This window comes from Kitasatospora brasiliensis, from assembly GCF_032654805.1.
GTDB classification, from domain to species: Bacteria; Actinomycetota; Actinomycetes; order Streptomycetales; family Streptomycetaceae; genus Kitasatospora; species Kitasatospora brasiliensis.
Genome location: NZ_JAUOOW010000002.1, coordinates 316,078 through 337,503 on the forward strand (window position 1 = coordinate 316,078; position 21,426 = coordinate 337,503).

Below are 21,426 nucleotides of genomic sequence, written 5' to 3' on the forward strand. Positions count from 1 at the left end.
GTGAGCAGACGTAGCCCCGGGCCTCACGGGCCCGGGGCGGCGGGCCTCAGATGGTGACCGAGAAGTTGGCCAGCACCCGCTCGGCCAGCTCCTTGTCCCCGTCGACGGTGACCGGGCCGGGGCGGCCGCGGCCGCAGGCGAGCCGCAGGTAGGTCTCCCAGCCCATGGTGAGCTGGACGTCGGGGGCCAGGCTGATCGACTCGTCCACGGTGCAGTAGCCGGTGGCGTCCACCCGGGCGGTGCGCAGGAACTCCACCGGGCCGGTGACGTCCAGCACCATCGTCGTCCCGGCCGGGGCCCCCGCCTTCTTGGCGACGGCCTTCGGCAGCTTCTCCAGCAGCACGTCCCGGGTGACCAGGGCGCCCGGCGAGTCCAGGTTGCCGGGGGTGTCCAGGGCCCGGCGCAGGTCCTGCTCGTGCACCCAGACGTCGAAGGCCCGCATCCGCAGCAGCTCGTGGTACGGGACGTCCCTGGCCAGCGGCCCGCCCGGCCAGCGCACCGGGTCCTCGGGGCCCTGCTTGGCGTTGCGCAGCGCCCGCGACCGGCGGATGACGGTGTACTCCAGCTCGCTGGTGATCTCCAGCGCCGTCCAGCAGCGGCGCTTGTCGACGGGCAGCTCGACGTAGCGGGCGAATTCGGTGGTCACGTGACGCAGGTCACGGGGCAGCGAATGGATCGGGCGGGGGTCGCCGAGCAGCTCGGACTCGACCGCGATCACGTGCGAGACGACGTCCCGGACGGACCACCCGGGGCACTCGGTGGCCCGGTTCCAGGAGTTCTCGGGAAGGGGGGCCACCAGCTCCGATATGGACTCGATGCTCTGGGTCCACGCCTCGGTGTAAGCCTGCACGGTCTGGTTGTCCGTCACGGGAATCTCCGGCCCTCCGTCAGCTTCCTTGCCGCCTGTGCCCCGCTGTCACGGCCGACCGGGATGGTCCGGCTTTCCGGGCGCACACGCTAACCGCACGTTACGCTGCCGGAAGACAGCTGGGCAGCGCTTTCGGGTGACGATCGTAGGTCTCTTGCCGTGGACGGTGGTACTGTGCGCGCTTCATTGATCCAACTCGCGGTCTCCGACGCGGAGCCGCCCGCCGAGCGCAGGGCTCGCGCGGCGGCCCTGGTGCGGGCGCAGCAGGGCGCCGACCTGGTGGTGCTCCCGGAGCTGTGGCCGCTCGGCGGCTTCGCCTATGACCTCTGGTCGGACGGCGCGGAGACGCTCGACGGGCCCACCTCGGACGTGATGTCCGCCGCCGCCCGGGCCGCCGGGGTCTGGCTGCACGCCGGTTCGATCGTCGAACGGGACCCGGACGGCCCGATCTACAACACCTCGCTGCTGTTCTCCCCGGACGGCGAGCTGGTGCACACCTACCGCAAGATCCACCGCTTCGGCTTCGACAGCGGCGAGGCGGTGGTGATGGGCGCCGGGCAGGAGATCGTCACCGCGCCCACCGACTTCGCCACGCTGGGCCTGGCCACCTGCTACGACCTGCGCTTCCCGGAGCTGTTCCGGGCGCTGCTGGACGCCGGCGCGCAGCTGCTGGTGGTCCCGGCGGCCTGGCCGGCCCGGCGGCGCGAGCACTGGACGCTGCTGGCCCGGGCCCGGGCGGTGGAGGAGCAGGCCTTCGTGCTGGCCTGCAACACCGCGGGGACGCACGCCGGGGTCGAGCAGGCCGGGTACAGCGTCGTGGTGGACCCGTGGGGCCGGGTGCTGGCCGAGGCGGGGGCGGACGAGGAGGTCTTGACGGTCGAGTTCGACCCGGCCGAGGTGGCGAAGGCGCGCGAGGAGTTCCCGGTGCTGCGGGACCGCCTGCTGGGGATTCCGGCACCGGTCCAGCGGTAGGGCGTGTCTGAGCAGGGGCCGGTCCGGAACGCGGTGGACGGCGTTCCGGGAGGGGTTGGTTCGTACCTGGGTCGATCGGGTTTGAGAAGATGAGCACTCGTCGTGTTCCCCGCCGACCCGTACGAGGGCCGGCACGGTAGGCCCGCCCGAGGAGATCGCGCCCATGCCTGAGAACGGCGCAGGCGACAACCCCCGCCCCGTCATCCACCGCAACAGCCTGCGCGAACAGATCGCCGGCGCGTTGCGCGAGGAGATGATGGCCGGCCGGCTGGCGGCAGGCCGCAACTTCACCGTCAAGGAGATCGCCGACCTGTACGGCGTCTCCGCGACCCCGGCCCGCGAGGCCCTGGTGGACCTCGCGGCGCAGGGCCTGCTGCGGGCCGAGCACCACCGCGGCTTCACCGTCCCGGAGCTGGTCTGGGACGACTTCGTGGAGATCTTCGAGTCCCGGGTGCTGATCACCGACAGCTTCCACCGCCAGTACGCCGCCCGCCGGGCGCTGCCCGACCTCACCCGGCTGCCCTCGCTGCACCGCCGGGCCGACGCGGCGGTGCGCGCCGCCCGGGCCGGCAACCTGGACGTGATGGTGGGCTGCGACCGGCGGTTCTGGCAGGAGGTCGGCGCGCTGCTCGGCAACAGCCGGATGGCCGAGTACCTGGACTGGCTGCGGGTGCAGTCCTGGATGTTCGCCGCGCGCTACCTGCGCAGGCTGCCCGAGGCGGGCGGCCTCTGCTGGGACCGCCACCGGGAGCTGGTCGCGGCGATCGAGGTCCGCGACTCGGTCGGCGCGCACCGGATCATCTGCGAGTACAACCTGTTCACCGTCCGGCTGTTGGCCGAGCTGACCGGGAACTCGCCCGAGTCGGTGACGGTGCTGGGGCTGCTCTACGAGTTCGCCGGGGAGGAGCCGCCGGAGCCGGCCGATCCGCCGCGCACTGACCCGCCGTCCGCTGATCGCCCGTCCGCTGATCGCCCGTCCGCTGAGCCGCCGTCCGTCGAGCCGCCGCCCGCCGCCCGCGGCGAGCGCGGCCGCCGCGGCGACGAGGTGGGCCGTGAGCTCGGCCGTGAACTGGGCCTGGGCCTCGGCCTGGTACCGCAGCCCCGCGCGACGGTGTACGGACGGTACGGCCGCCGGGCGCCCGAGCAGCCCCCGGAGACACCACGGGGACGGCCCGACCCGCAGGCGGCACCGGGCCGGTAGGGTGGGCGGTCGTCGGACCGGCCGCCCCGCGCAAGGGCCGTCCGGGTACCGACCCACCCCCCGTCGTCGCCCCGTCCGCGCGGGCGATTCCCGCCTCCGGAGAGGAACTGCCGGCCATGGCCTGCGACCTCTGGCTCGTCCCGCTGGTGGACGTGCTGAGCCACAGCCCCGACAACCCCTTCCGGGACGACCTCGCGCTCTACAACGGGGTGCTGGCCTCGCGCGGGCTGCCCGAGGTGCCGGTCTACCGGTTCGTCCCGGGCATAAGCGGCGGCGTCGAGCCGATAGCCGCCTTCGACTACGACTCGCTGCACTTCCTGCGCCGCGCCTACCTGTTGGGCCTCACCGGCCTGGACATCACCCCGGTCGACGCGCTCGGCGGCGACTACGAGCAGCTGCTGGAGATGTTCGAGAGCAGCGCCGAACAGTCGCACCTGGTCTGGCACTTCGACCACGCCGGCGCGTACGTCCCGGTCGAGTTCGCGGTGCCGCTGGTGGACGACACGCTGCTCGCCTCCGGTGGCCCGCTCGGCTCCAGCCACGGGCTGCTGCGCGAACTCCAGGCCGTCGCACCGGCGCTCGGCATCGACCCGCTCAACCCGCCGCACCCGACCAGGCCGCTCGGCCCGACCGGGCTGGAGCAGCCGTTCGGCCCGCCGATCGACGACGTCCACCCCTTCGCCCGGGAGCGGCACGCGTGGTCCGGCCTGTACGCGGCGGCGACCAGGAGCGTCACCCAGGGCTCGATGATCGTCTTCGCCTGACCTCCCGGAACCGCCTGACCTCCCGGAACCGCCTGACCTCCCGGAACCGCCTCACCTCCTGGAGCCGCATCACCGCAGCGGTCCCTCCGGCGGCCGCTGGCGCGGCATGGTGGGCCGGGTGCCCGGCGGCGGCAGCACCCGCACCTGGGCGCCCACTCCCGGTTCGCTGCGCCCGCCCCAGGCGCCGGCGGACTGGGTGGGCAGCTGGGTCATCGTGGCCCGGAACTCCAGCATCCACTCCGAGGTCTCGGAGCGGACCATGTCCGAGACGTCCTCGCAGAACCGGCGCAGCACGCCCAGGCAGCGCTCGGCGGCCTCGCCCGCGGTGCCCTCGGTCGGGCCGAGCACCTCGCGCACGCACTCCGAGGCCCAGTCGAACTGGAAGGCCTCCAGGCGGCGTTGCAGCGCCTGCCCGGTGGAGACGTCCCGCATCCAGCCGGAGGTGGCGCCGAAGACCCGGTCGGTGGCGAGGCAGGCGGCGGAGAGCGCGAAGCCGACGTAGCCCCAGCCGGTGCCGTGCGCGAAGCCGCCGGCCAGGTCGACCAGCGGGGCGACCACCCCGCCCGCGGCGAAGCCGGCCGCGGCGAACCGCAGCAGGCGGGCCCAGCGGCGCTTCCAGACCCGGTCCCGGCGGTACCACTCGATCGCCTCGACCGCCCGCTCCTCGGACCAGCGGTAGAGCTCCTCCAGCCGTTCGGCGGGCTCGCCCCAGTCCCCGAGCGGGAACTGTCGGGTGCTCAGATCGGCCCGGTGGCGGGTGGAGGCGCGTCGGACGGCGGCGACGACGGGCTGGTCCTCCTCACCGATCTCCTTGCCCCAGGCACTCTCCTCGGGCTGCATTTCCGGCTGGCTCACCTGTGGGGCTCCCTGTGGCGGGCGGGACTGCTGGTTCTGTCGGCGCATCGGCTGACGTGGCGTCCGCCGGTGGTTGTCCAACAGCACTTCTTACCGCCAAATGGCTGACCGTGGGGCCGCTTCCCCGTTGATCGTTACCGGTTTCGGCCACCGGAGCCCGAGGTGAGCGGGTTGCGGGGGGCGGCGAGATTTCACCCGTCCGAGCGAGGGCCCGGTGACCGGACGTCGTGACCCGACCATCCGGCGCCGAACCGGCCGCTCCGGGCTTGGAGGATCCTCCGACCCGGACGGCGTACGGAGCCCTCCTCCTGGAGGATCCGACGGGACCGGAGAGCGACCGGATCAGGCCACCGACTACGCTGCCAGGCGTGAAGGTCCTCGTCATCGGCGGCGGCGCCCGCGAACATGCCCTGTGCCGCTCTCTGTCCCAAGATCCCGCAGTGACCGAACTGCACTGTGCCCCGGGCAATGCCGGGATCGCACAGGTCGCGACGGTCCACCCGGTCGACCAGCTGGACGGGGCGCAGGTCGCCGCGCTGGCCGTGCGGCTCGGTGCCGGCCTGGTCGTGGTCGGCCCGGAGGCCCCGCTGGTCGCGGGTGTCGCCGACGCCGTGCGCGCGGCCGGCGTCCCGGTGTTCGGCCCGTCCGCCCAGGCCGCCAGGCTGGAGGGCTCGAAGGCCTTCGCCAAGGACGTGATGGCCGCGGCCGGTGTCCCCACCGCCCGCTCCTACGTCTGCACCACGGCCGCCGAGGCCGCCGAGGCGCTGGACGCCTTCGGCGCCCCGTACGTGGTCAAGGACGACGGCCTGGCCGCCGGCAAGGGCGTCGTGGTCACCTCCGACCGCGAGGCCGCGCTGGAGCACGCCGCCGCCTGCGAGCGCGTGGTCATCGAGGAGTACCTGGACGGCCCCGAGGTCTCGCTGTTCGCGATCACCGACGGCACCACCGTCGTCCCGCTCCAGCCCGCCCAGGACTTCAAGCGCGCGCTGGACGGCGACGAGGGCCCCAACACCGGTGGCATGGGCGCCTACTCGCCGCTGCCGTGGGCGCCCGCCGGGCTGGTCGAAGAGGTCCTGGAGAGCGTCCTCCAGCCGACCGTGGACGAGCTGCGCCGCCGCGGCACCGAGTTCTCCGGCCTGCTGTACGCGGGCCTGGCGCTCACCTCGCGCGGCACCCGGGTGATCGAGTTCAACGCCCGCTTCGGCGACCCGGAGACCCAGGTCGTGCTGGCCCGGCTGCGCACCCCGCTGGCCGGCGTGCTGCTGGCCTCCGCCAACGGCACCCTGGACCAGGTGGAGCCGCTGCGCTGGGACGAGGGCGCGGCCGTCACCGTGGTCGTCGCCTCCGAGGGCTACCCGGCCGCCCCGCGCACCGGCGACCCGATCGAGGGCCTGGCCGAGGCCGAGGCGGACGGCACCGCGTTCGTGCTGCACGCCGGGACGAAGGCGGGCGAGGACGGCCAGGTGCTCAGCGCCGGCGGCCGCGTCCTGTCGGTCACCGCGACCGGCGCCGACCTGGCCGGGGCGCGCGAGCGCGCGTACGCCGCCGTGGACCGGATCTCGCTCAAGGGCGGCCAGCACCGCACCGACATCGCGCTGAAGGCGGCCACCGCCTGAGGCGCCCGCTTCCCGCCCGCCCCGCGGCCCCCGTTGCGAACCGCTCGCACGGGGGCCGCGGTGCGTGGCGATCCCCGGCCCGCGCCGGTCAACCCCATGGGCGCAGCGTCCCGGGCGTTTCGGGCCGGGAGCGGCCACGGGGGCGGACACACCGTTCGGTCGACGGATTCCAGCCCATCGGGTGACAGCACCCGCATCCGGCTGACGTAACCCGCCGCCCGGCCTTATGGTGCGCTGGATCGCGGTGCGCGGGGCCCGTGCGCCGGGGTCGCCGCCGGGTAGTGGTGCTCCCACGGGGGGATGCTGGACGGCGACCGGCCAGGCGGGCGTCCGGGGGCTTCGCACCGGCCGGCCGACGCCGCCCGGGCGGCGTCACCGGAACACCTGGGCGGTGTCACCGGGACGAGTGGAAACCGGGGCGATCCGGAACACCCACCCGGACCGGGGCGTCGAAAATGTCAGTAGCGCCACGCAGCATGCACTACCGGGGACCGGACACCTCCGCTTCCCGGTCGGAACTGATCGTTTCGAGTCGGCTCAGGGGCCCGAAGCAGGGCGCCGGAGGGCTCCGAAGGGGGTGCCGCACCGTATGGCCGCAGTCGACCTCGCGCGCGCTCACGCTCAGGCGGTCCTGCGGGTCCGAGGCATCGCCCGGGCCGCCGCCGCCCTGCCCGCCGCCATCGCGGTGGTCCTGCTCGCGGGCCGGTTCACCGGCCGGATCGGCGCGCCCGGCGCCGCCGACGCGGCCGGCTGGGACGCCGTCCGCTGGGCGGTCTGCGCCGTCGCCGCGCTGACCCTGCTGGTGGCCGGGCTGACCTCCCGGGCACTGCGCCGGGCCGTCCCGCCGTCCACCCCGGCCGTCCCGCTGGAGCGCGCCGAGGCCCCCGAGCTGTACCGGCTGATCGACGAACTGGCCGACCGGCTGGACGTGCCCGCGCCCTCCGCCGTCGCCCTCACCCCGGACTGCGACAGCTGGCTGGAGGACCTCCCGACGGGCGGCCCGCACCGGCTGCGCCCGGCCGCCGAGCCGCCCGCCCCCGTCCTGGTGATCGGCTCGCCCTTCCTGTGGTGGATGCGGGCCGGCGAGCTGCGCGCCCTGCTCGCCCCCGTGGTGGCCGGCACCGCCGCCTCCGCCGACCCGGAGATCGCCGCCGCCCGCCGCTTCCTGCGCAGCCTGGACGCCTGCCTGGACTCCGGTGCCACCGGCCTCGGCGGCGCCACCCTGGCCGCGCCGCCCCGCCCGCCCCGGCGCGGTCCGGCCGTGCTCGCCGACCGGATCACCCGCCGGATCGTCCGCCGCCTGCTCGGCGCCTGCCGCGGCCACTCCGCCGAGCTGGAGCGCTCGGTCGCGAGCTGGGCCTCCGAGCAGGCCAGGACGGTCGACTACGGCCTGCGGATCGCCGCCCAGGAGCAGGTCGGCCTGGCCTACGCGGGCTGGGACCGGCTGCTCACCCGGGTCGCGCTGCCCGCCTGGCGGCTCGGCCGCCACCCGGCCCACCTCAACGCCGGCGTGGTCGCCGCCCTCACCGAGCTGTCCCGCCGCGACCGGCTGGCCGACGGCTACGGCAGCCGGCTCGGCGACCGCCCCGCCTGCGACCTGCTGGAGCAGCCCGGCACCGTCGACCGGGCGGTCTCCCGGCTCGCCGCCGACCTGTTCTTCGGCCGCCCGGCGGCCGGCGGCTGGCACGAGCTGGAGTGGGCCGACTACCCGGCCGAGGTGGTGGACGCCGGCTGGCGGGCGAACGCCGCCAGCCTCCAGACCGCCCTGGACCGGCTCGCCCCGCAGTCCCGCCCCGGCGCCCCGACCCTCACCCGGCTGCTGGGCCGGCTCGCCGAGGGCGACGGCGAGCTGCTGGCCGCCGCGCTCGCCGCCCAGCTGGCCCGCACCACCGCCCCGGCCCCGCTGCTCGAACCCGACCGCAGCGGCCGCGACCTGCTGGTCGACCACGTCACCGCGATGGTCTGCTGCGCGGCCGTGGACACCGCCGGCGGCGCCCCCGGCCTGGACTGGCTGGACGGCCCGGTGCTGCTGCTCGGCGAGGTCCGCCGCACCGACCTGGCCGGCCCGGTCGCCCAGGCCATCGAACAGGGCCAGGACGGGCCGCTGCGCGCCTGGCTCGACGCCGCCGACGTCCGGTTGGAGAAGCCCGTGCGCCTCTGACACCCCTGACGTCCCGGGGAGGGCGCACGGCCCCTGTGTGCGCGCCCCCGAATCTGTCGGCCGCCCGGCGTCTTCGCAGGCCGGAGGCCCCCTCCGGGAGGCGCGCGAGATTCCCCGCATCAATTGCTTCCGGAGGGTGACGCAACGCCTGCACTCTGTGGTGTATTAGACCGCACGCACATCCGGGGGGCACGTGCCAACCGGGCGGAAGTGCACCTGGGAGGGGCGCGTGAGGACCGAACTCAACCGTCGCTGGGAGTCGGGCACGCACGCCTACAGCGTCTCCGACCCCTTCGGCCAGGGTCCGCTGCCCTGGCTGCGCAGCCCGGACCAGTACCTGGGCGGGGTCGAGGACGCCGTCCCCTGGTACGTCTCGGTGGACGCGCCCGGCCAGCAGCCGCTGGCCTCCGGCACCCGGCCCAAGAAGCCCCCGGTCGGCACCCCCCAGGGCGCCAACGACGTGGACCAGCAGATCAAAGGCTTCGCCTCGGCGGGAGTGGTCCGCCCCGGCGGCTCGGTGGACTTCCGGGTCACCGTCAACCCGCCCCGCGAGTTCACCGTGGACGTCTACCGGATCGGCCACTACAACGGCGACGGCGCCCGCTTCATGACCACCACCCCGCACATCTCCGGCCTCGCCCAGCCCGCCCCGCTGGTGGTCGACCGCACCGTCTCCTGCCACCACTGGTGGCACTCCTGGCGGCTCCAGATCCCCCCGCACTGGAAGCCCGGCTCGTACGTCGCCGTGCTGACCACCGCGGACATGCTGCACCGCAGCCACATCCCCTTCACCGTCCGGGACCTGGAGGGGCAGAGCCGCCCCGCCGAGCTGCTCCTGGTGCTCCCGGACGTGACCTGGCAGGCGTACAACCTGTTCCCCGAGGACGGCCGCACCGGCGCCAGCCTCTACCACGCCTGGGACGGCCACGGCCGCCTGGTCGGCGAGCCGGAGGCGGCCGTCACCGTCTCCTTCGACCGCCCGCACGCCACCGCCGGGCTGCCGCTGCACGTCGGCCACGCGTACGACTTCATCCGCTGGGCCGAGCGTTTCGGCTACGACCTCTCGTACGCCACCGCCACCGACCTGCACGAGGGCCTGGTGGACCCGTCCCGGCACCGGGCGCTGGTCTTCCCCGGCCACGACGAGTACTGGTCCGAGCCGATGCGCCGGGCCGCCGAGCGGGCCCGGGACGACGGCACCTCGCTGGTGTTCCTCTCCGCCAACACCATGTACTGGCGGGTCGAGCTGTCCGCCGCCGCCTCCGGCGAGCCCAACCGGCTGCTCAACTGCCGCAAGCGGCAGAAGGTCCGGGCCGGCAGCCCGGCCGCCGGGGCGCCCGGCGCGGCCAGCGCGCTGTGGCGGGACGCCGGGGAGCCGGAGCAGCACCTGCTCGGGGTGCAGTACTCGGGGCGGGTCGCCGCGCCCGTCCCGCTGGTGGCCCGGCACACCACGCACTGGCTCTGGGACGGGACGGGCCTTCAGGAGGGCGACGAGCTGCCCGGACTGGTGGCCGGCGAGGCCGACCGGTACTACCCCAAGGTGGCGCTGCCCGACCACGTCGAGCGGGTGCTGCTGGCGCACTCGCCGTACCAGGACCCGGTCGGCCGCACCCGCTACCAGGAGACCTCGCTGTACCGGGCGCCCAGCGGCGCGTACGTCTTCGCGGCCGGCACCTTCGCCTGGTCGCCCGCGCTGGGCCGCCCGGGCCTGACCGACGAGCGGATCCAGCGGGCCACCGCCAACCTGCTGGACCGACTCTGCAAGAACTAGCGCGCGGGGGTCGTGAAAGACTGCGGGGGCAGTGACCTCCCCTTTCGCGGTGCCTCCGCCCGTGAACGACCCCTGAGGACTGAACACCTTGAGCGGATTTGTCACCAAGCCCGAGCCGGTCCAGGTACCCGGCCTGGTCCACCTGCACACCGGCAAGGTGCGCGACCTCTACCGCACCGAGTCGGGCGAACTGGTCATGGTGGCCAGCGACCGGACGTCCGCCCACGACTGGGTGCTGCCGAACGAGATCCCCGACAAGGGCCGCATCCTCACCCAGCTGTCGCTGTGGTGGTTCGAGCGCATCGCCGACATCGTCCCCAACCACGTGATCTCCACCGAGGTCCCGGCCGGCGCCCCGGCCGACTGGAAGGGCCGCACGCTGGTCTGCCGCAGCCTGGAGATGGTCCCGGTCGAGGCGGTCGCCCGCGGCTACCTGGCCGGCTCCGGCCTGGCCGAGTACCGGGAGACCCGTACGGTCTGCGGCATCGCGCTGCCGGAGGGCCTGGAGAACAGCTCCGAGCTGCCCGCCCCGATCTACACCCCGGCGCTCAAGGCCGAGGTCGGCGAGCACGACGAGAACGTCTCCTACGAGGAGACCGCCCGCCGGATCGGCGCCGACCTGGCCGCCCAGCTGCGCCAGACCACGCTCAGCGTCTACGGCCGGGCCCGGGACATCGCCCGCGAGCGCGGCATCATCCTGGCCGACACCAAGTTCGAGTTCGGCCTGCTGGACGGCGAGCTGCTGATCGGCGACGAGGTGCTCACCCCGGACTCCTCCCGCTACTGGCCGGCCGACGAGTACCAGCCGGGCCGCTCGCAGTCGTCCTTCGACAAGCAGCTGATCCGCGACTGGCTGGTCTCCCCGGCCTCCGGCTGGGACCGCCACGGCGAGCAGCCGCCGCCGGCGCTGCCGACCGAGATCGTCGAGCAGACCCGGGCCAGGTACATCGAGGTCTACGAGCGGCTGACCGGCACCACCTGGTCCTGACGCCGTGACGATCGCCCGCGAGCGCCGGGCTGCGACTCAGATCCAGCCGTGCTCGCGGGCGATCCGCACCGCCGCGTGCCGGTTCTCCGCGCCCAGCTTGGTGGCCGCCGAGGACAGGTAGTTGCGCACGGTGCCCTGGGACAGCGCGGCCCGCTCGGCGATCTCGGCGATCGGGGTGCCGTCGGCGGCCAGCTCCAGGACGTCCGTCTCACGCGGGGTCAGCGGGGTCTCGCCGGCGCTGATCGCGTCCGCCGCCAGCTCCGGGTCCACGTACCGGCCGCCGGAGCGCACGGTGCGGATGATGCCGGCCAGGTCCGCCGCCGAGACGGTCTTCGGCAGGAAGCCGCGCACCCCGACCTCCAGCGCCCGCTTCAGGTAGCCGGGCCGGCCGTGGCCGGTGACGATCATGCAGCGGCAGTCCGGCAGCAGCAGCCGCAGCTGGGCGGCCACCTCGATGCCGTCCTTGCCCGGCATCTGGAGGTCCAGCACCGCGACGTCCGGGCGGTGCGCCTGGGCCATCGCCAGCGCCTCGGTGCCGGAGCCGGCCTGCGCGATCACCTCGATGTCGTCCTCCAGTGACAGCAGCGCGGCCAGCGCGCCCCGGATCAGGTGCTCGTCGTCGGCGAGCAGGACGCGGACGGGCGCGGCGTTCTCGGTCATCGGGCGGTTCCTCGGTTCGTCAGCGGGGGAGCGGGACGGTGGCGAGCATCCGGAAGACGCCCGCTTCGACGGTCGGGACGGTCAGCTCGCCGTCGTGGGCGGCGAGCCGCTCGCGCAGGCCGCGCAGCCCGGTGCCGCTGCCCTGGGACGGGAACGGGACCGCCGGCACCCCGTCATTCTCCAGTTCCAGCACGGCCCGTCCGTCCTGGGTGCGCAGCCGGATCAGGCAGCGGTCGGCCTCGCTGTGCCGCAGCACGTTGGTGGTGGCCTCGCGGATCACCCAGCCGAGCACCGACTGCACCGCGGGCGGCAGCCGGTCGGCGTCCTCGCCGAGGTCGATCTCGCAGCCGACGTCGGCCGAGCGGAGCACCGCGCGGGCGCCGATCGCCTCGGCGTGCAGGTCGGCGGTGCGGTAGCCGCGGATGACGTCCCGGACCTCGCGCTGCGACTCCTGGGCGATCTTCTGCACCTCGGCCATCTGGTCGGCGGCCTCCTCGCGTCCGCGGCGGGCCAGCTGGACGGCGAGCTCGCTCTTCAGCGCGATGGTGGTGAGGTTGCGGCCCATCACGTCGTGCAGGTCGCGGGAGAAGCGCAGCCGCTCCTCGGCGACGGCCAGCCGGGACTGTGCCTCGCGGGCGGCGTCCAGCTCCCAGACGATCGAGGTCAGCCAGGCGAAGCTGCGGCAGCTGGAGCCGAGGAAGGCCATGCCGATGGTCAGTCCGGCCAGGAATCCGGCCGCGTTCGCGGCGTCGATCCCGGTCAGCACCGCGGCCGGAAGGACGGCCGCCAGCATGCCCAGCCCGACGACGGCGGCCCAGCGCGGGGCCAGCGCCACGCAGACCTGGCTGTGGGAGAAGAGCACCAGGCTGCCGGTGACGAGCATGGTGAAGGGCGGGCCTCCCGGGTTCGCCGTGCCTCCGTGGGAGGGCCCGAACAGCAGGACGGTCCAGGAGCCGGCCACCGCGAGGCCGACCGAGAGGGCGGTCCAGAGCCGGTGGTCGGTGGGGCGGCCCAGGTAGTGGTCGAGTGCGACCCGGTAGGCCCGCAGCAGCACCAGGGTGAGGGCGAGTGCGATCAGCAGGGAGATCCGGATGGCGGGGATGTTCTCGGGCTGGTCGGCGACGCTCCCGGCGGAGACCAGGACACTGGGCAGGACGAACAGCGCCATCAGGTAGAGCGACCAGCGCAGGTACAGCTCGGTGCGCTGGGGCTTGCTCAGGCCCGCCCAGCTGAGAACCGGTGACCGCATTCCCATGTTTTCCGCCCCCAGTTCGATCACGATCTTGCCGTTGTCTTCATATCAGAGGCACGAAAGGCGCTCATCCATTGGATGAGCGCCTTTCGTGCCTGATGCCCCTTCGGGTCAGCGGCGCGGTTCCCAACGGAAGTAGCGCACCGCGCCCCAGGCCGCCAGGCCCAGCCAGATGGTCCCGGTGACCAGGTACGAGCCGCCGGTGCTCCAGGAACCGAGGAAGTCGGTCGGGGCGGTCGAGCCGTCGGTGCCGAACCAGCCGACGCGGATCAGCTGGAAGGCCGGGGTGGTGGGCAGCAGTCGGCAGATGTTCGCCAGCTGCTCCGGCATGACGTCCAGCGGGAAGAACAGGCCGGAGCCGAGCTGGATGACCAGCATGACCGGCAGGGTGGTGATGCCGGCGCTCTCCACGCTCTTGGTGAAGGCGCTGGACAGCGCGGCCAGGGCGATCATGGTGGCCAGCGCGAGCAGCAGGCCGAGCAGCATCAGCACCGGGTTGACCGGCACGGTCAGGTGCAGGCCGAGGCTGCCGCCGATCCCGATCAGGGCGGCCATCAGCAGGCCGAGGGTGAGCGAGGGGACGGCGGTGCCGAGCAGGATCTCCAGGTCCCGGGCCTCGCCGGTGCGCAGCCGCTTGAGGACCAGCTCACTGCGCCGCCCGACGTACGCGGCGGTCAGGTTGTAGTAGACGACGAGGGCCAGGACCATCCCGACCGAGCCGTAGACCAGCAGCGAGTCGATGTCGAGCTCGGGGTTGGACTCGGCCTGCTTCGCCAGCGAGCCCTGGAGGGCGAAGATCAGGAACAGCGGCAGCACCAGGGCGGTGAACAGGGCGGTGCGGTTGCGCAGCAGCAGGGTGGCCTCGGCCCGGCCGAGGGCGAGCAGCCGACGGACGGTGGTGCTCTTCGGACCGGCGACGGCGGTGGTGGCGGTGGTCATCGGGCGGATCCGATCAGGCGGCGGCGGGCGGGACGGGTGGCGGCGGGCGCCTGCGGGGGGTTCTGGTGGGCGGCCTCGGAGGCGATCGCCAGGAAGGCCTCCTCCAGCGAGGCGCTGCGGGCCTCCAGGGCGCCGAGCGCGATGCCGTGGTGGCGGGCCCAGCCGAGCAGATCGGTCAGGGTGTCCTGGAGCCCGACGGTGTGCACGGTGACCTTGCCGGCGTCGACGCTGAACTCGGCCCCGGCCAGGACGGGCAGCGCGACCCCGGCGAACTCCGGCAGCCGGAAGCTGATCCGGGAGGGCCGGTCGGCGATCACCTCGGCGACGGTGCCGGAGGTGACGACCTGGCCGCCGTGCATGATGGCCAGCCGGTCGGCCAGCTCCTCGGCCTCCTCCAGGTAGTGCGTGGTGAGCAGCACCGTGGTGCCCTCGGCGCGCAGCTCGCGGACCAGCTGCCAGACGGCGGCGCGCGCCTCCGGGTCGAGGCCGGTGCTGGGCTCGTCCAGGAAGAGCACCTCGGGGCGGCCGAGCAGGGCCATCGCGAGGTCCAGCCGGCGCTTCTCGCCGCCGGACAGCTGCTTGACCCGGACGTTCGCCCGGTGCCCGAGCCCGACCAGCTCCAGCGCCTCCGCCACCGGGCGGGCGCCGGTGGTCATCCCGGCCCAGACCCGGCCGGTCTCGGTGGCGGTGAGATCGCCGGGGAAGCCGCCCTCCTGGAGCATGACGCCGATCCGCGGGCGGACGGCGGCGCGCTCCTTGTACGGGTCCCGGCCGAGCACCCGGACGGTGCCGCCGGTGGGCGCGGCCAGGCCCTCGATGACCTCCATGGTGGAGGTCTTGCCGGCCCCGTTGGTGCCCAGCAGGGCGAACAGCTCGCCGCGGCGGACGGTGAGGTCGACGCCGCGCACGGCGTGGTACCCGGAAGTGCCGCCGCCGTAGTGGCGGTGCAGGTCGGTGACCTCGATCACGTCGTCGCTGGGGCGGGTGGGCCGGCTCGTTTCCATGCCTCAAGCCTTCCGCCGCCCGGGCCGCGCGGGCAGTGCGCGCCGTCATGACCTGGCGGTGGGTATCCACGGGTCGGCGATGACAAATGTCATGGGTCGATATCGCGGCCCGCGGGAGGGAATGCCGAAGGGCCCCCTCAAACGAGGGGGCCCTTCGTATCGGAGCGGACGACGAGATTCGAACTCGCGACCCTCACCTTGGCAAGGTGATGCTCTACCAACTGAGCCACGTCCGCAGGTCAAACTATTGAGTTGTGCTGTGCTCGCGCACTGCGAGCGGACGACGAGATTCGAACTCGCGACCCTCACCTTGGCAAGGTGATGCTCTACCAACTGAGCCACGTCCGCCTGGTGCCTCGTGGGGCACCCGCCGCCTCTTCGGATCTCTCCGTTGCGGCGACGAGGAATACTCTACAGCATCTTTCGGGGTGGTCGCCCCACCCTTCGGTCCGGGAGGACGGGGCGACCGGGGAGCCGAGCTCCGACGGGGCTCAGTTCGCCTCGGCGAACGCCTCGTACACGTGCTTGGGGATGCGGCCGCGGGCCGGCAGTTCCATCCCGCGGGACAGCGCCCAGGCGCGGACCGCGGCCGGGTCCGGGGTGAGGGCGGTGCGGCGGAAGGACTTTCCGGCACGGCTCTGCCGGCGGCCGGCGGCAACGAACGGAGCGAGGGCCTCCCGCAGCTTTTCCGCGTTGTCCACGGACAGGTCGATCTCGTACGACTTCCCGTCAACGCCGAAGTGGACGGTTTCCGCGGCGGCGCCGCCGTCCAGGTCGTCGGAGAGCGTGACAACTACACGCTGAGCCATGGGTGTCAATCCTCTCGGGCAATTCGGCCGCCGGTCCGAGGGGGTACCGGGGCCTGATGTGCACCAACGCGCAAGTACGTACGGGCGGACCCGGTGGCCCGCCTGATACGCAGCACTTGCCGCGACAGGTGGCCCTATTCTGCACCCGAAGGGGGTCGAAATCGAAGAGTCCGGCATTCTTTTCCGGATATTCACGACTCTTCGCGGGGCTCACTTGATACCGGTGTGCGGGACGGGCGGATCTGTCCCCAAGTGCCGTATTCGGGTGTTCTCCGGGCGGTGCCGTTCCGGGCGCCGAATCCGTGGAAACGGGGCGGGTTCGACGGGGGGTCAGGTGCCCGTATCCCTTGCTGCGTAAGGGTCTCGGGTCTACGCGCGTCGCTATCCCCGGCCAGCAATCCTGCCCGAAACCACCGGTAGTCTGGGGTTCCCCCGCCTCACCGAAGACACCACCGGGAGTGCCAGTGGCACGCGTCGTAGTCGACGTCATGCTCAAGCCGGAGATCCTCGACCCCCAGGGACAGGCGGTGCAGCGTGCACTGCCCCGTCTCGGATTCACCGGGATCTCCGACGTCCGCCAGGGCAAGCGTTTCGAGCTGGATGTGGAGGGCCCGGTCGACGACGCGGCGCTCGCCCGTATCCGCGAAGCCGCCGAGACCTTTCTCGCCAACACCGTGATCGAGGACTTCACCGTCCGGGTCGAGGAGGAGGGCAAGTGACCACCCGCGTCGGCGTCGTCACTTTCCCGGGCTCCCTGGACGACCGTGACGCCCAGCGGGCGGTCCGTCTGGCCGGCGCCGAGCCGGTCGCCCTCTGGCACCGTGACAAGGATCTCCACCAGGTCGACGCCGTCGTCCTGCCGGGCGGATTCAGTTACGGCGACTATCTGCGCTGCGGTGCGATCTCCCGCTTCTCGCCGGTGATGGAGACCATCATCGAGCAGGCGAAGCTCGGAATGCCGGTGCTGGGTATCTGCAACGGCTTCCAGGTGCTGTGCGAATCGCACCTGCTGCCCGGTGCGCTCACCCGGAACGACTCGCTGCACTTCGTCTGCCGCGACCAGAAGCTCCGCATCGAGAACGCCGGCACCGCCTGGACCCAGGATTACTCGGCGGGCCAGGAAATCGTCGTCCCGCTGAAGAACGGCGAGGGCCGCTTCGTCGCCGACGAGCGGGTGCTGGACGAGCTGGAGGCGCAGGGCCGGGTGGTCGCCCGTTACCTCGACGTCAACCCGAACGGTTCGTACCGCGACATCGCCGGCATCACCAACGCCGCCGGCAATGTCGTCGGCCTGATGCCGCACCCGGAGCACGCCGTGGAGTCGCTCACCGGTCCGACCACCGAGGGCCTGGGCTTCTTCACTTCCGTCCTGAAGCAGCTGGTGAACGCCTGATGAGCCTCGACACCGTCAAGAACGCCGAGCAGACCCCGGACGCCGCCCAGCCCTGGGCCGAACTCGGCCTCAAGGAGGACGAGTACGCGCGCATCCGGGAGATCCTCGGTCGCCGTCCGACCGGCGCCGAACTCGCGATGTACTCGGTCATGTGGTCGGAGCACTGTTCGTACAAGAGCAGCAAGGTCCACCTGAAGCAGTTCGGCGAGAAGAAGCCGGATTCGGACGCGATGCTCGTCGGCATCGGCGAGAACGCCGGTGTGGTCGACGTCGGCCAGGGGTACGCGGTCACCTTCAAGGTCGAGTCGCACAACCACCCGTCGTACATCGAGCCCTACCAGGGCGCGGCCACCGGCATCGGCGGCATCGTGCGCGACATCCTGGCGATGGGCGCCCGCCCGGTCGCCGTGATGGACCCGCTGCGCTTCGGTGCGGCCGACCACCCGGACACCCGGCGCGTGCTGCCCGGGATCGTCGCGGGCATCGGCGGCTACGGCAACTGCCTGGGCCTGCCGAACATCGGCGGCGAGGTCGTCTTCGACTCCTGCTACCAGGGCAACCCGCTGGTCAACGCGCTGTGCGTGGGCGTCATGAAGCACGAGGACATCCACCTCGCGCAGGCCTCCGGCGCCGGCAACAAGGTCATCCTGTACGGAGCCCGCACCGGTGGCGACGGCATCGGCGGCGTTTCGGTGCTGGCCTCCGAGACCTTCGACGACACCAAGCCGGCCAAGCGCCCGGCCGTCCAGGTCGGCGACCCGTTCCAGGAGAAGCTCCTGATCGAGTGCACCCTGGAGATCTTCCGGGAGAAGCTCGTCAAGGGCATCCAGGACCTCGGCGGCGCCGGTCTGTCCTGCGCCACCAGCGAGCTGGCCTCGGCCGGCTCCGGCGGCATGCGGATCGAGCTCGACACCGTGCACCTGCGCGACCACACGCTCTCGCCGGAGGAGATCCTCATGAGCGAGTCGCAGGAGCGCATGTGCGCGATCGTGGAGCCCGACAAGGTCGACCGCTTCCTGGAGATCTGCGAGAAGTGGGACGTCATCGCCAACGTCATCGGTGAGGTGACCGACGGCGAGCGCCTGGAGATCTTCTGGCACGGCGAGCTCGTGGTGGACGTCCCGCCGCGCACCGTCGCCCACGAGGGCCCGACCTACCAGCGCCCGTACGCCCGCCCGAGCTGGCAGGACGCGCTCCAGGCCGACGCCCCGACCGCCGAGCGGCTGGCCCGCCCGACCACCGGCGAGGGCCTCAAGGCGGACCTGCTGAAGGTCGCGAGCCACCCGAACCAGGCCTCCAAGTCCTGGATCACCGACCAGTACGACCGCTACGTGCTCGGCAACACCGTGCTCTCGCACGGCGAGGACTCGGGCATGATCCGGATCGACGACGAGACCAACCTCGGCGTCTCGGTCGCCACCGACGGCAACGGCCGCTTCGCCAAGCTGGACCCGTACACCGGCGCCCAGCTGGCCCTGGTCGAGGCCTACCGCAACGTCGCGGCCGGCGGTGCCAAGCCGCTCGCCGTCTCCGACTGCCTCAACTTCGGCTCCCCCGAGGACCCGGACGTGATGTGGCAGTTCGCCGAGGCCACCCGCGGTCTGGCCGACGCCTGCCTGGTGCTCGGCACCCCGGTCACCGGCGGCAACGTCTCGCTGTACAACCAGACCGGCGAGGTCGCCATCCACCCGACCCCGGTGGTCGCGGTGCTCGGCGTCATCGACGACGTCACCCGGCGCACCCCGCTGGCCTTCGCCGAGGAGGGGCAGCTGCTCTACCTGCTCGGCGACACGGCGGACGAGCTCGGCGGCTCGGCCTGGTCGCAGGCCGTCCACGACCACCTCGGCGGCCTGCCGCCCAAGGTGGACCTGGAGCGCGAGCGGCTGCTCGGCGAGATCCTGATCGCCGCCTCGCGCGACGGCATGATCGACGCCGCGCACGACCTGTCCGACGGCGGTCTGGGCCAGGCGCTGATCGAGAGCTGCCTCAAGGGCGGTCACGGCGCGCGGATCGTCGTGCCCGAGGGCCAGGACCCGTTCGTCCTGCTGTTCTCCGAGTCGGCCGGCCGCGCCGTCGTGGCGGTGCCGCGCAGCGAGGAGCTCCGGTTCAACGACATGTGCACCGCGCGTGGCCTGCCGGCCGCCCGGATCGGTGTCGTGGACGGCGACAGCCTGGACGTCCAGGGCCAGTTCAGCGTCTCGCTGGCGGAGCTGAAGGACGCCCACACCGGCGTCATCGAGGCTCTGCTGGGCTGAGTGCCTTGCCGAGGGACGGGCGGTTCTCCTCGAACCGTCCGTCCCTCGGCGTATGTTGGGCCCCATGCCTGCCAAGTCCCGTACGTACCAGCCGCAGAAGGTCCGCGCCGCGCTGGCCGCCCAGAGCGAGGCGCTGCGCGTCGCCGTACACGGCCTGACCGCCGAGCAGTTGGAGCTGCCGACCCGGCTCGGGGCATGGCGGGTACGGGAGTTGCTGGCCCACCTGGGCCTGGCGCTGGGCCATCTGCCGGCCGCGGTGGACGGGCCGGAGCCGGACGGGCCCGCGCTCTCACTGGCCGGCTACGCGGAGCTGTCCGGGACGATGGGCGCAGCCGTGGACGCCCGGGTGGCGGAGCACGCGGCGACCGGGTTCGCCGGCCCGCCCGCCGAGGTGGCCGCCGCCTTCGACCGGACGCTCGACACCGTGCGGGCCGTGCTCGACCGGCCGGCCGCGCCCGGCCCGGAGCAGCGGATCGCCATCCCGGGCGGCCGCTCGATGGCCCTGACCGACTACCTGGTGACCAGGCTGGTCGAGGCCGTGGTGCACGCCGACGACCTGGCCGACGCGCTCGGCGCGGACGCCTTCCCGCACGACCGCCAGGCCCTCGCGGCCGTCACCCGGATGCTGGCCGACGCCTTCGCCGACCGAGCCCCCGGCGGCGCGGTCGAGCTGCGCGTCCCGCCGTACGCGGTGGTCCAGGCCGTGCCCGGACCGAAGCACACCCGGGGCACCCCGCCCAACGTGGTGGAGACCGACCCGCTGACCTGGATCCGGCTGGCCACCGGCCGGGCCGACTGGGCGGCGGCGGTGGACGCGGCCGTGGTGTCCGCCTCGGGGGAGCGCAGCGACCTGCGGACGTACCTGCCGGTGCTCGGCTAGGGCCCGGCGTTACGGGCCCTACGGCGTCAGGGGACGGCGGGCCCGCTCAGGTAGCCGCCCTCCGCCGAGTACGGCCAGGCGTTGGGCAGGCAGCCCTTGAGACCGTAGATCTGCTGCATCATCGCGGGCGCCGGCTTGCCCTCGCCGGGGCAGTCCTCGTGCCCGTGGCCGATCCGGTGGCCCACCTCGTGGTTGACGATCAGCGCCCGGTACTCCTCCAGCGGTCCGTTGAACTGGGGTGAACCGGTGTTCCAGCGCTTGGAGTTGACGAGCACCTGGTTGCCGACGTTGCAGTTGACCTCGCCGTGGGTGTCCAGGCCGGAGGCGCCGCAGATCCGGTCCACGGTGGCCGGCGAGGCGATCTTCACGGTGAAGTCGTACGAGCCGCCGGCGACCAGCTGGAAGCCGTTCTTGCGGTCGCTGGTCCAGCCGCGCCGGTCGCCGAGGATGCCGTGCACCTGCGCGGCGGCGGCCGGGGCGTCGATCCCGATGCCGTCCTCGACCTCGACCCGGTAGCGGCGGATGTTGCCCTGCCCGACGGCCTGGGCGGTGGCCGGGGCGACGGTGAAGGTGCCCGCGCCCTTGGCGGGGCCGGGGTCCGGGCCGGTGAGGGTGGTCGTCGGCGTCGGCGTGGGCGTGGGCGTGGGGGTCGGTGTCGGGGCGACGGCCGGGGGAGGGGCCGGCGGGGCCTGGACGGGCGCCGGCGCTTCCACGGGGGCCTGTTCGGCCGACGGGGCGACCCTCGCCTGGGTGCTCGGAGTGGTGGCCGGGGTTCCCGTGGAGCGGGTCAGCATGACGGCGGTGGCGGCGCTCAGCACCAGCAGCGAGACCGCCAGCGCCGTGAGCATGCCAGGGCCGAATCTCCGAGACGGTCGGCGGCGTCGGCGGCCGCCCTTTCGAGGCGGTGCGACCCGCCTGCCGACGGAGCGGGCTGCGGACATGATCTTCACACTGGCACGGCGAACGGGTGAATGTCTACATACCTGGTATGCCGCGTGAGGCCCCCGGTTTCGGCGGACTGTTCCGGGACGCCGGTTG

The 21,426-nt window shown here is 73.3% G+C and carries 19 protein-coding genes and 2 tRNA genes; 11 read left to right on the forward strand and 10 right to left on the reverse strand.

Going from position 1 to position 21,426, the window contains the following annotated elements; translation table 11 throughout:
- Positions 1-46: 46 nt before the first annotated feature.
- Positions 47-868: a maleylpyruvate isomerase family mycothiol-dependent enzyme gene (locus tag QWJ13_RS09290; protein WP_316522342.1), complete on the reverse strand. Its 822-nt coding sequence runs from the start codon at positions 866-868 to the stop codon at positions 47-49.
- Between the two features lie 174 nt (positions 869-1,042).
- On the opposite strand from QWJ13_RS09290, the gene QWJ13_RS09295 reads away from it, so the two are divergent.
- The 3 genes from QWJ13_RS09295 (at position 1,043) to QWJ13_RS09305 (ending at position 3,805) form a co-directional block, all read left to right on the forward strand.
- A complete protein-coding gene (locus tag QWJ13_RS09295; RefSeq protein WP_316522345.1) occupies positions 1,043-1,840 on the forward strand; it encodes a carbon-nitrogen family hydrolase in 798 nt (265 codons plus the stop codon).
- A gap of 163 nt (positions 1,841-2,003) precedes the next feature.
- Positions 2,004-3,041 (forward strand): GntR family transcriptional regulator, encoded by a 1,038-nt coding sequence (locus QWJ13_RS09300; RefSeq protein ID WP_316522347.1) that lies wholly within the window; start codon positions 2,004-2,006, stop codon positions 3,039-3,041.
- A 116-nt stretch (positions 3,042-3,157) separates the two neighbouring features.
- Entirely contained in the window at positions 3,158-3,805 is a 648-nt protein-coding gene (locus QWJ13_RS09305) for a hypothetical protein (protein WP_316522348.1), read from the forward strand.
- 69 nt (positions 3,806-3,874) lie between these two features.
- Here QWJ13_RS09305 and QWJ13_RS09310 read toward each other — a convergent pair whose 3' ends face one another.
- Positions 3,875-4,660, reverse strand: a complete 786-nt coding sequence (locus QWJ13_RS09310; protein WP_316522350.1) for an SLATT domain-containing protein — start codon at positions 4,658-4,660, stop codon at positions 3,875-3,877.
- A gap of 368 nt (positions 4,661-5,028) precedes the next feature.
- Here QWJ13_RS09310 and purD point away from each other — a divergent pair, with 368 nt between their 5' ends.
- From purD to QWJ13_RS09330, 4 genes are all read left to right on the forward strand, one after another.
- On the forward strand, positions 5,029-6,276 hold the full coding sequence (gene purD, locus QWJ13_RS09315; protein WP_316522352.1) for a phosphoribosylamine--glycine ligase: 1,248 nt from the start codon (positions 5,029-5,031) through the stop codon (positions 6,274-6,276).
- 589 nt (positions 6,277-6,865) lie between these two features.
- A complete protein-coding gene (locus QWJ13_RS09320; protein WP_316522354.1) occupies positions 6,866-8,437 on the forward strand; it encodes a hypothetical protein in 1,572 nt (523 codons plus the stop codon).
- Between the two features lie 229 nt (positions 8,438-8,666).
- On the forward strand, positions 8,667-10,208 hold the full coding sequence (locus QWJ13_RS09325) for a N,N-dimethylformamidase beta subunit family domain-containing protein (RefSeq protein ID WP_316522355.1): 1,542 nt from the start codon (positions 8,667-8,669) through the stop codon (positions 10,206-10,208).
- Between the two features lie 88 nt (positions 10,209-10,296).
- Positions 10,297-11,196 (forward strand): phosphoribosylaminoimidazolesuccinocarboxamide synthase, encoded by a 900-nt coding sequence (locus QWJ13_RS09330; protein ID WP_316522358.1) that lies wholly within the window; start codon positions 10,297-10,299, stop codon positions 11,194-11,196.
- A gap of 36 nt (positions 11,197-11,232) precedes the next feature.
- Here QWJ13_RS09330 and QWJ13_RS09335 read toward each other — a convergent pair whose 3' ends face one another.
- The 7 genes from QWJ13_RS09335 to QWJ13_RS09365 form a co-directional block, all read right to left on the reverse strand.
- The gene (locus QWJ13_RS09335; RefSeq protein WP_316522360.1) at positions 11,233-11,856 is read right to left on the reverse strand and encodes a response regulator transcription factor; all 624 of its coding nucleotides are present in this window, start codon (positions 11,854-11,856) and stop codon (positions 11,233-11,235) included.
- Between the two features lie 19 nt (positions 11,857-11,875).
- A complete protein-coding gene (locus QWJ13_RS09340) occupies positions 11,876-13,105 on the reverse strand; it encodes a sensor histidine kinase (RefSeq protein ID WP_316522363.1) in 1,230 nt (409 codons plus the stop codon).
- 114 nt (positions 13,106-13,219) lie between these two features.
- A complete protein-coding gene (locus QWJ13_RS09345) occupies positions 13,220-14,047 on the reverse strand; it encodes an ABC transporter permease (RefSeq protein WP_316522366.1) in 828 nt (275 codons plus the stop codon).
- Positions 14,044-15,051 (reverse strand): ABC transporter ATP-binding protein, encoded by a 1,008-nt coding sequence (locus QWJ13_RS09350; protein WP_316522368.1) that lies wholly within the window; start codon positions 15,049-15,051, stop codon positions 14,044-14,046. The genes QWJ13_RS09345 and QWJ13_RS09350 overlap by 4 nt, the downstream gene beginning before the upstream one ends.
- Positions 15,052-15,214: 163 nt before the next feature.
- Positions 15,215-15,287, reverse strand: a tRNA-Gly gene (locus QWJ13_RS09355).
- Between the two features lie 39 nt (positions 15,288-15,326).
- Positions 15,327-15,399: transfer RNA gene (locus QWJ13_RS09360), tRNA-Gly, on the reverse strand.
- 143 nt (positions 15,400-15,542) lie between these two features.
- Complete coding sequence (locus tag QWJ13_RS09365) at positions 15,543-15,860, reverse strand: histone-like nucleoid-structuring protein Lsr2 (RefSeq protein WP_316522370.1); 318 nt, start codon at positions 15,858-15,860, stop codon at positions 15,543-15,545.
- A gap of 464 nt (positions 15,861-16,324) precedes the next feature.
- Here QWJ13_RS09365 and purS point away from each other — a divergent pair, with 464 nt between their 5' ends.
- The 4 genes from purS to QWJ13_RS09385 are packed head-to-tail and all read left to right on the forward strand — an operon-like array spanning position 16,325 to position 20,388.
- Positions 16,325-16,579 carry a phosphoribosylformylglycinamidine synthase subunit PurS gene (gene purS, locus QWJ13_RS09370; protein WP_316522372.1) on the forward strand — a complete coding sequence of 85 codons (255 nt, stop codon included), beginning with the start codon at positions 16,325-16,327 and terminating at the stop codon, positions 16,577-16,579.
- Complete coding sequence (purQ, locus tag QWJ13_RS09375; protein WP_316522375.1) at positions 16,576-17,253, forward strand: phosphoribosylformylglycinamidine synthase subunit PurQ; 678 nt, start codon at positions 16,576-16,578, stop codon at positions 17,251-17,253. The genes purS and purQ overlap by 4 nt, the downstream gene beginning before the upstream one ends.
- Positions 17,253-19,508, forward strand: coding sequence for a phosphoribosylformylglycinamidine synthase subunit PurL (purL, locus tag QWJ13_RS09380; protein ID WP_316522376.1), 2,256 nt, complete (start codon positions 17,253-17,255; stop codon positions 19,506-19,508). The genes purQ and purL overlap by 1 nt, the downstream gene beginning before the upstream one ends.
- Positions 19,509-19,563: 55 nt before the next feature.
- Positions 19,564-20,388, forward strand: coding sequence for a sterol carrier family protein (locus QWJ13_RS09385; protein WP_432277492.1), 825 nt, complete (start codon positions 19,564-19,566; stop codon positions 20,386-20,388).
- Between the two features lie 26 nt (positions 20,389-20,414).
- Here QWJ13_RS09385 and QWJ13_RS09390 read toward each other — a convergent pair whose 3' ends face one another.
- Positions 20,415-21,236: a DUF3152 domain-containing protein gene (locus tag QWJ13_RS09390; RefSeq protein ID WP_316522382.1), complete on the reverse strand. Its 822-nt coding sequence runs from the start codon at positions 21,234-21,236 to the stop codon at positions 20,415-20,417.
- Positions 21,237-21,426: the final 190 nt, after the last annotated feature.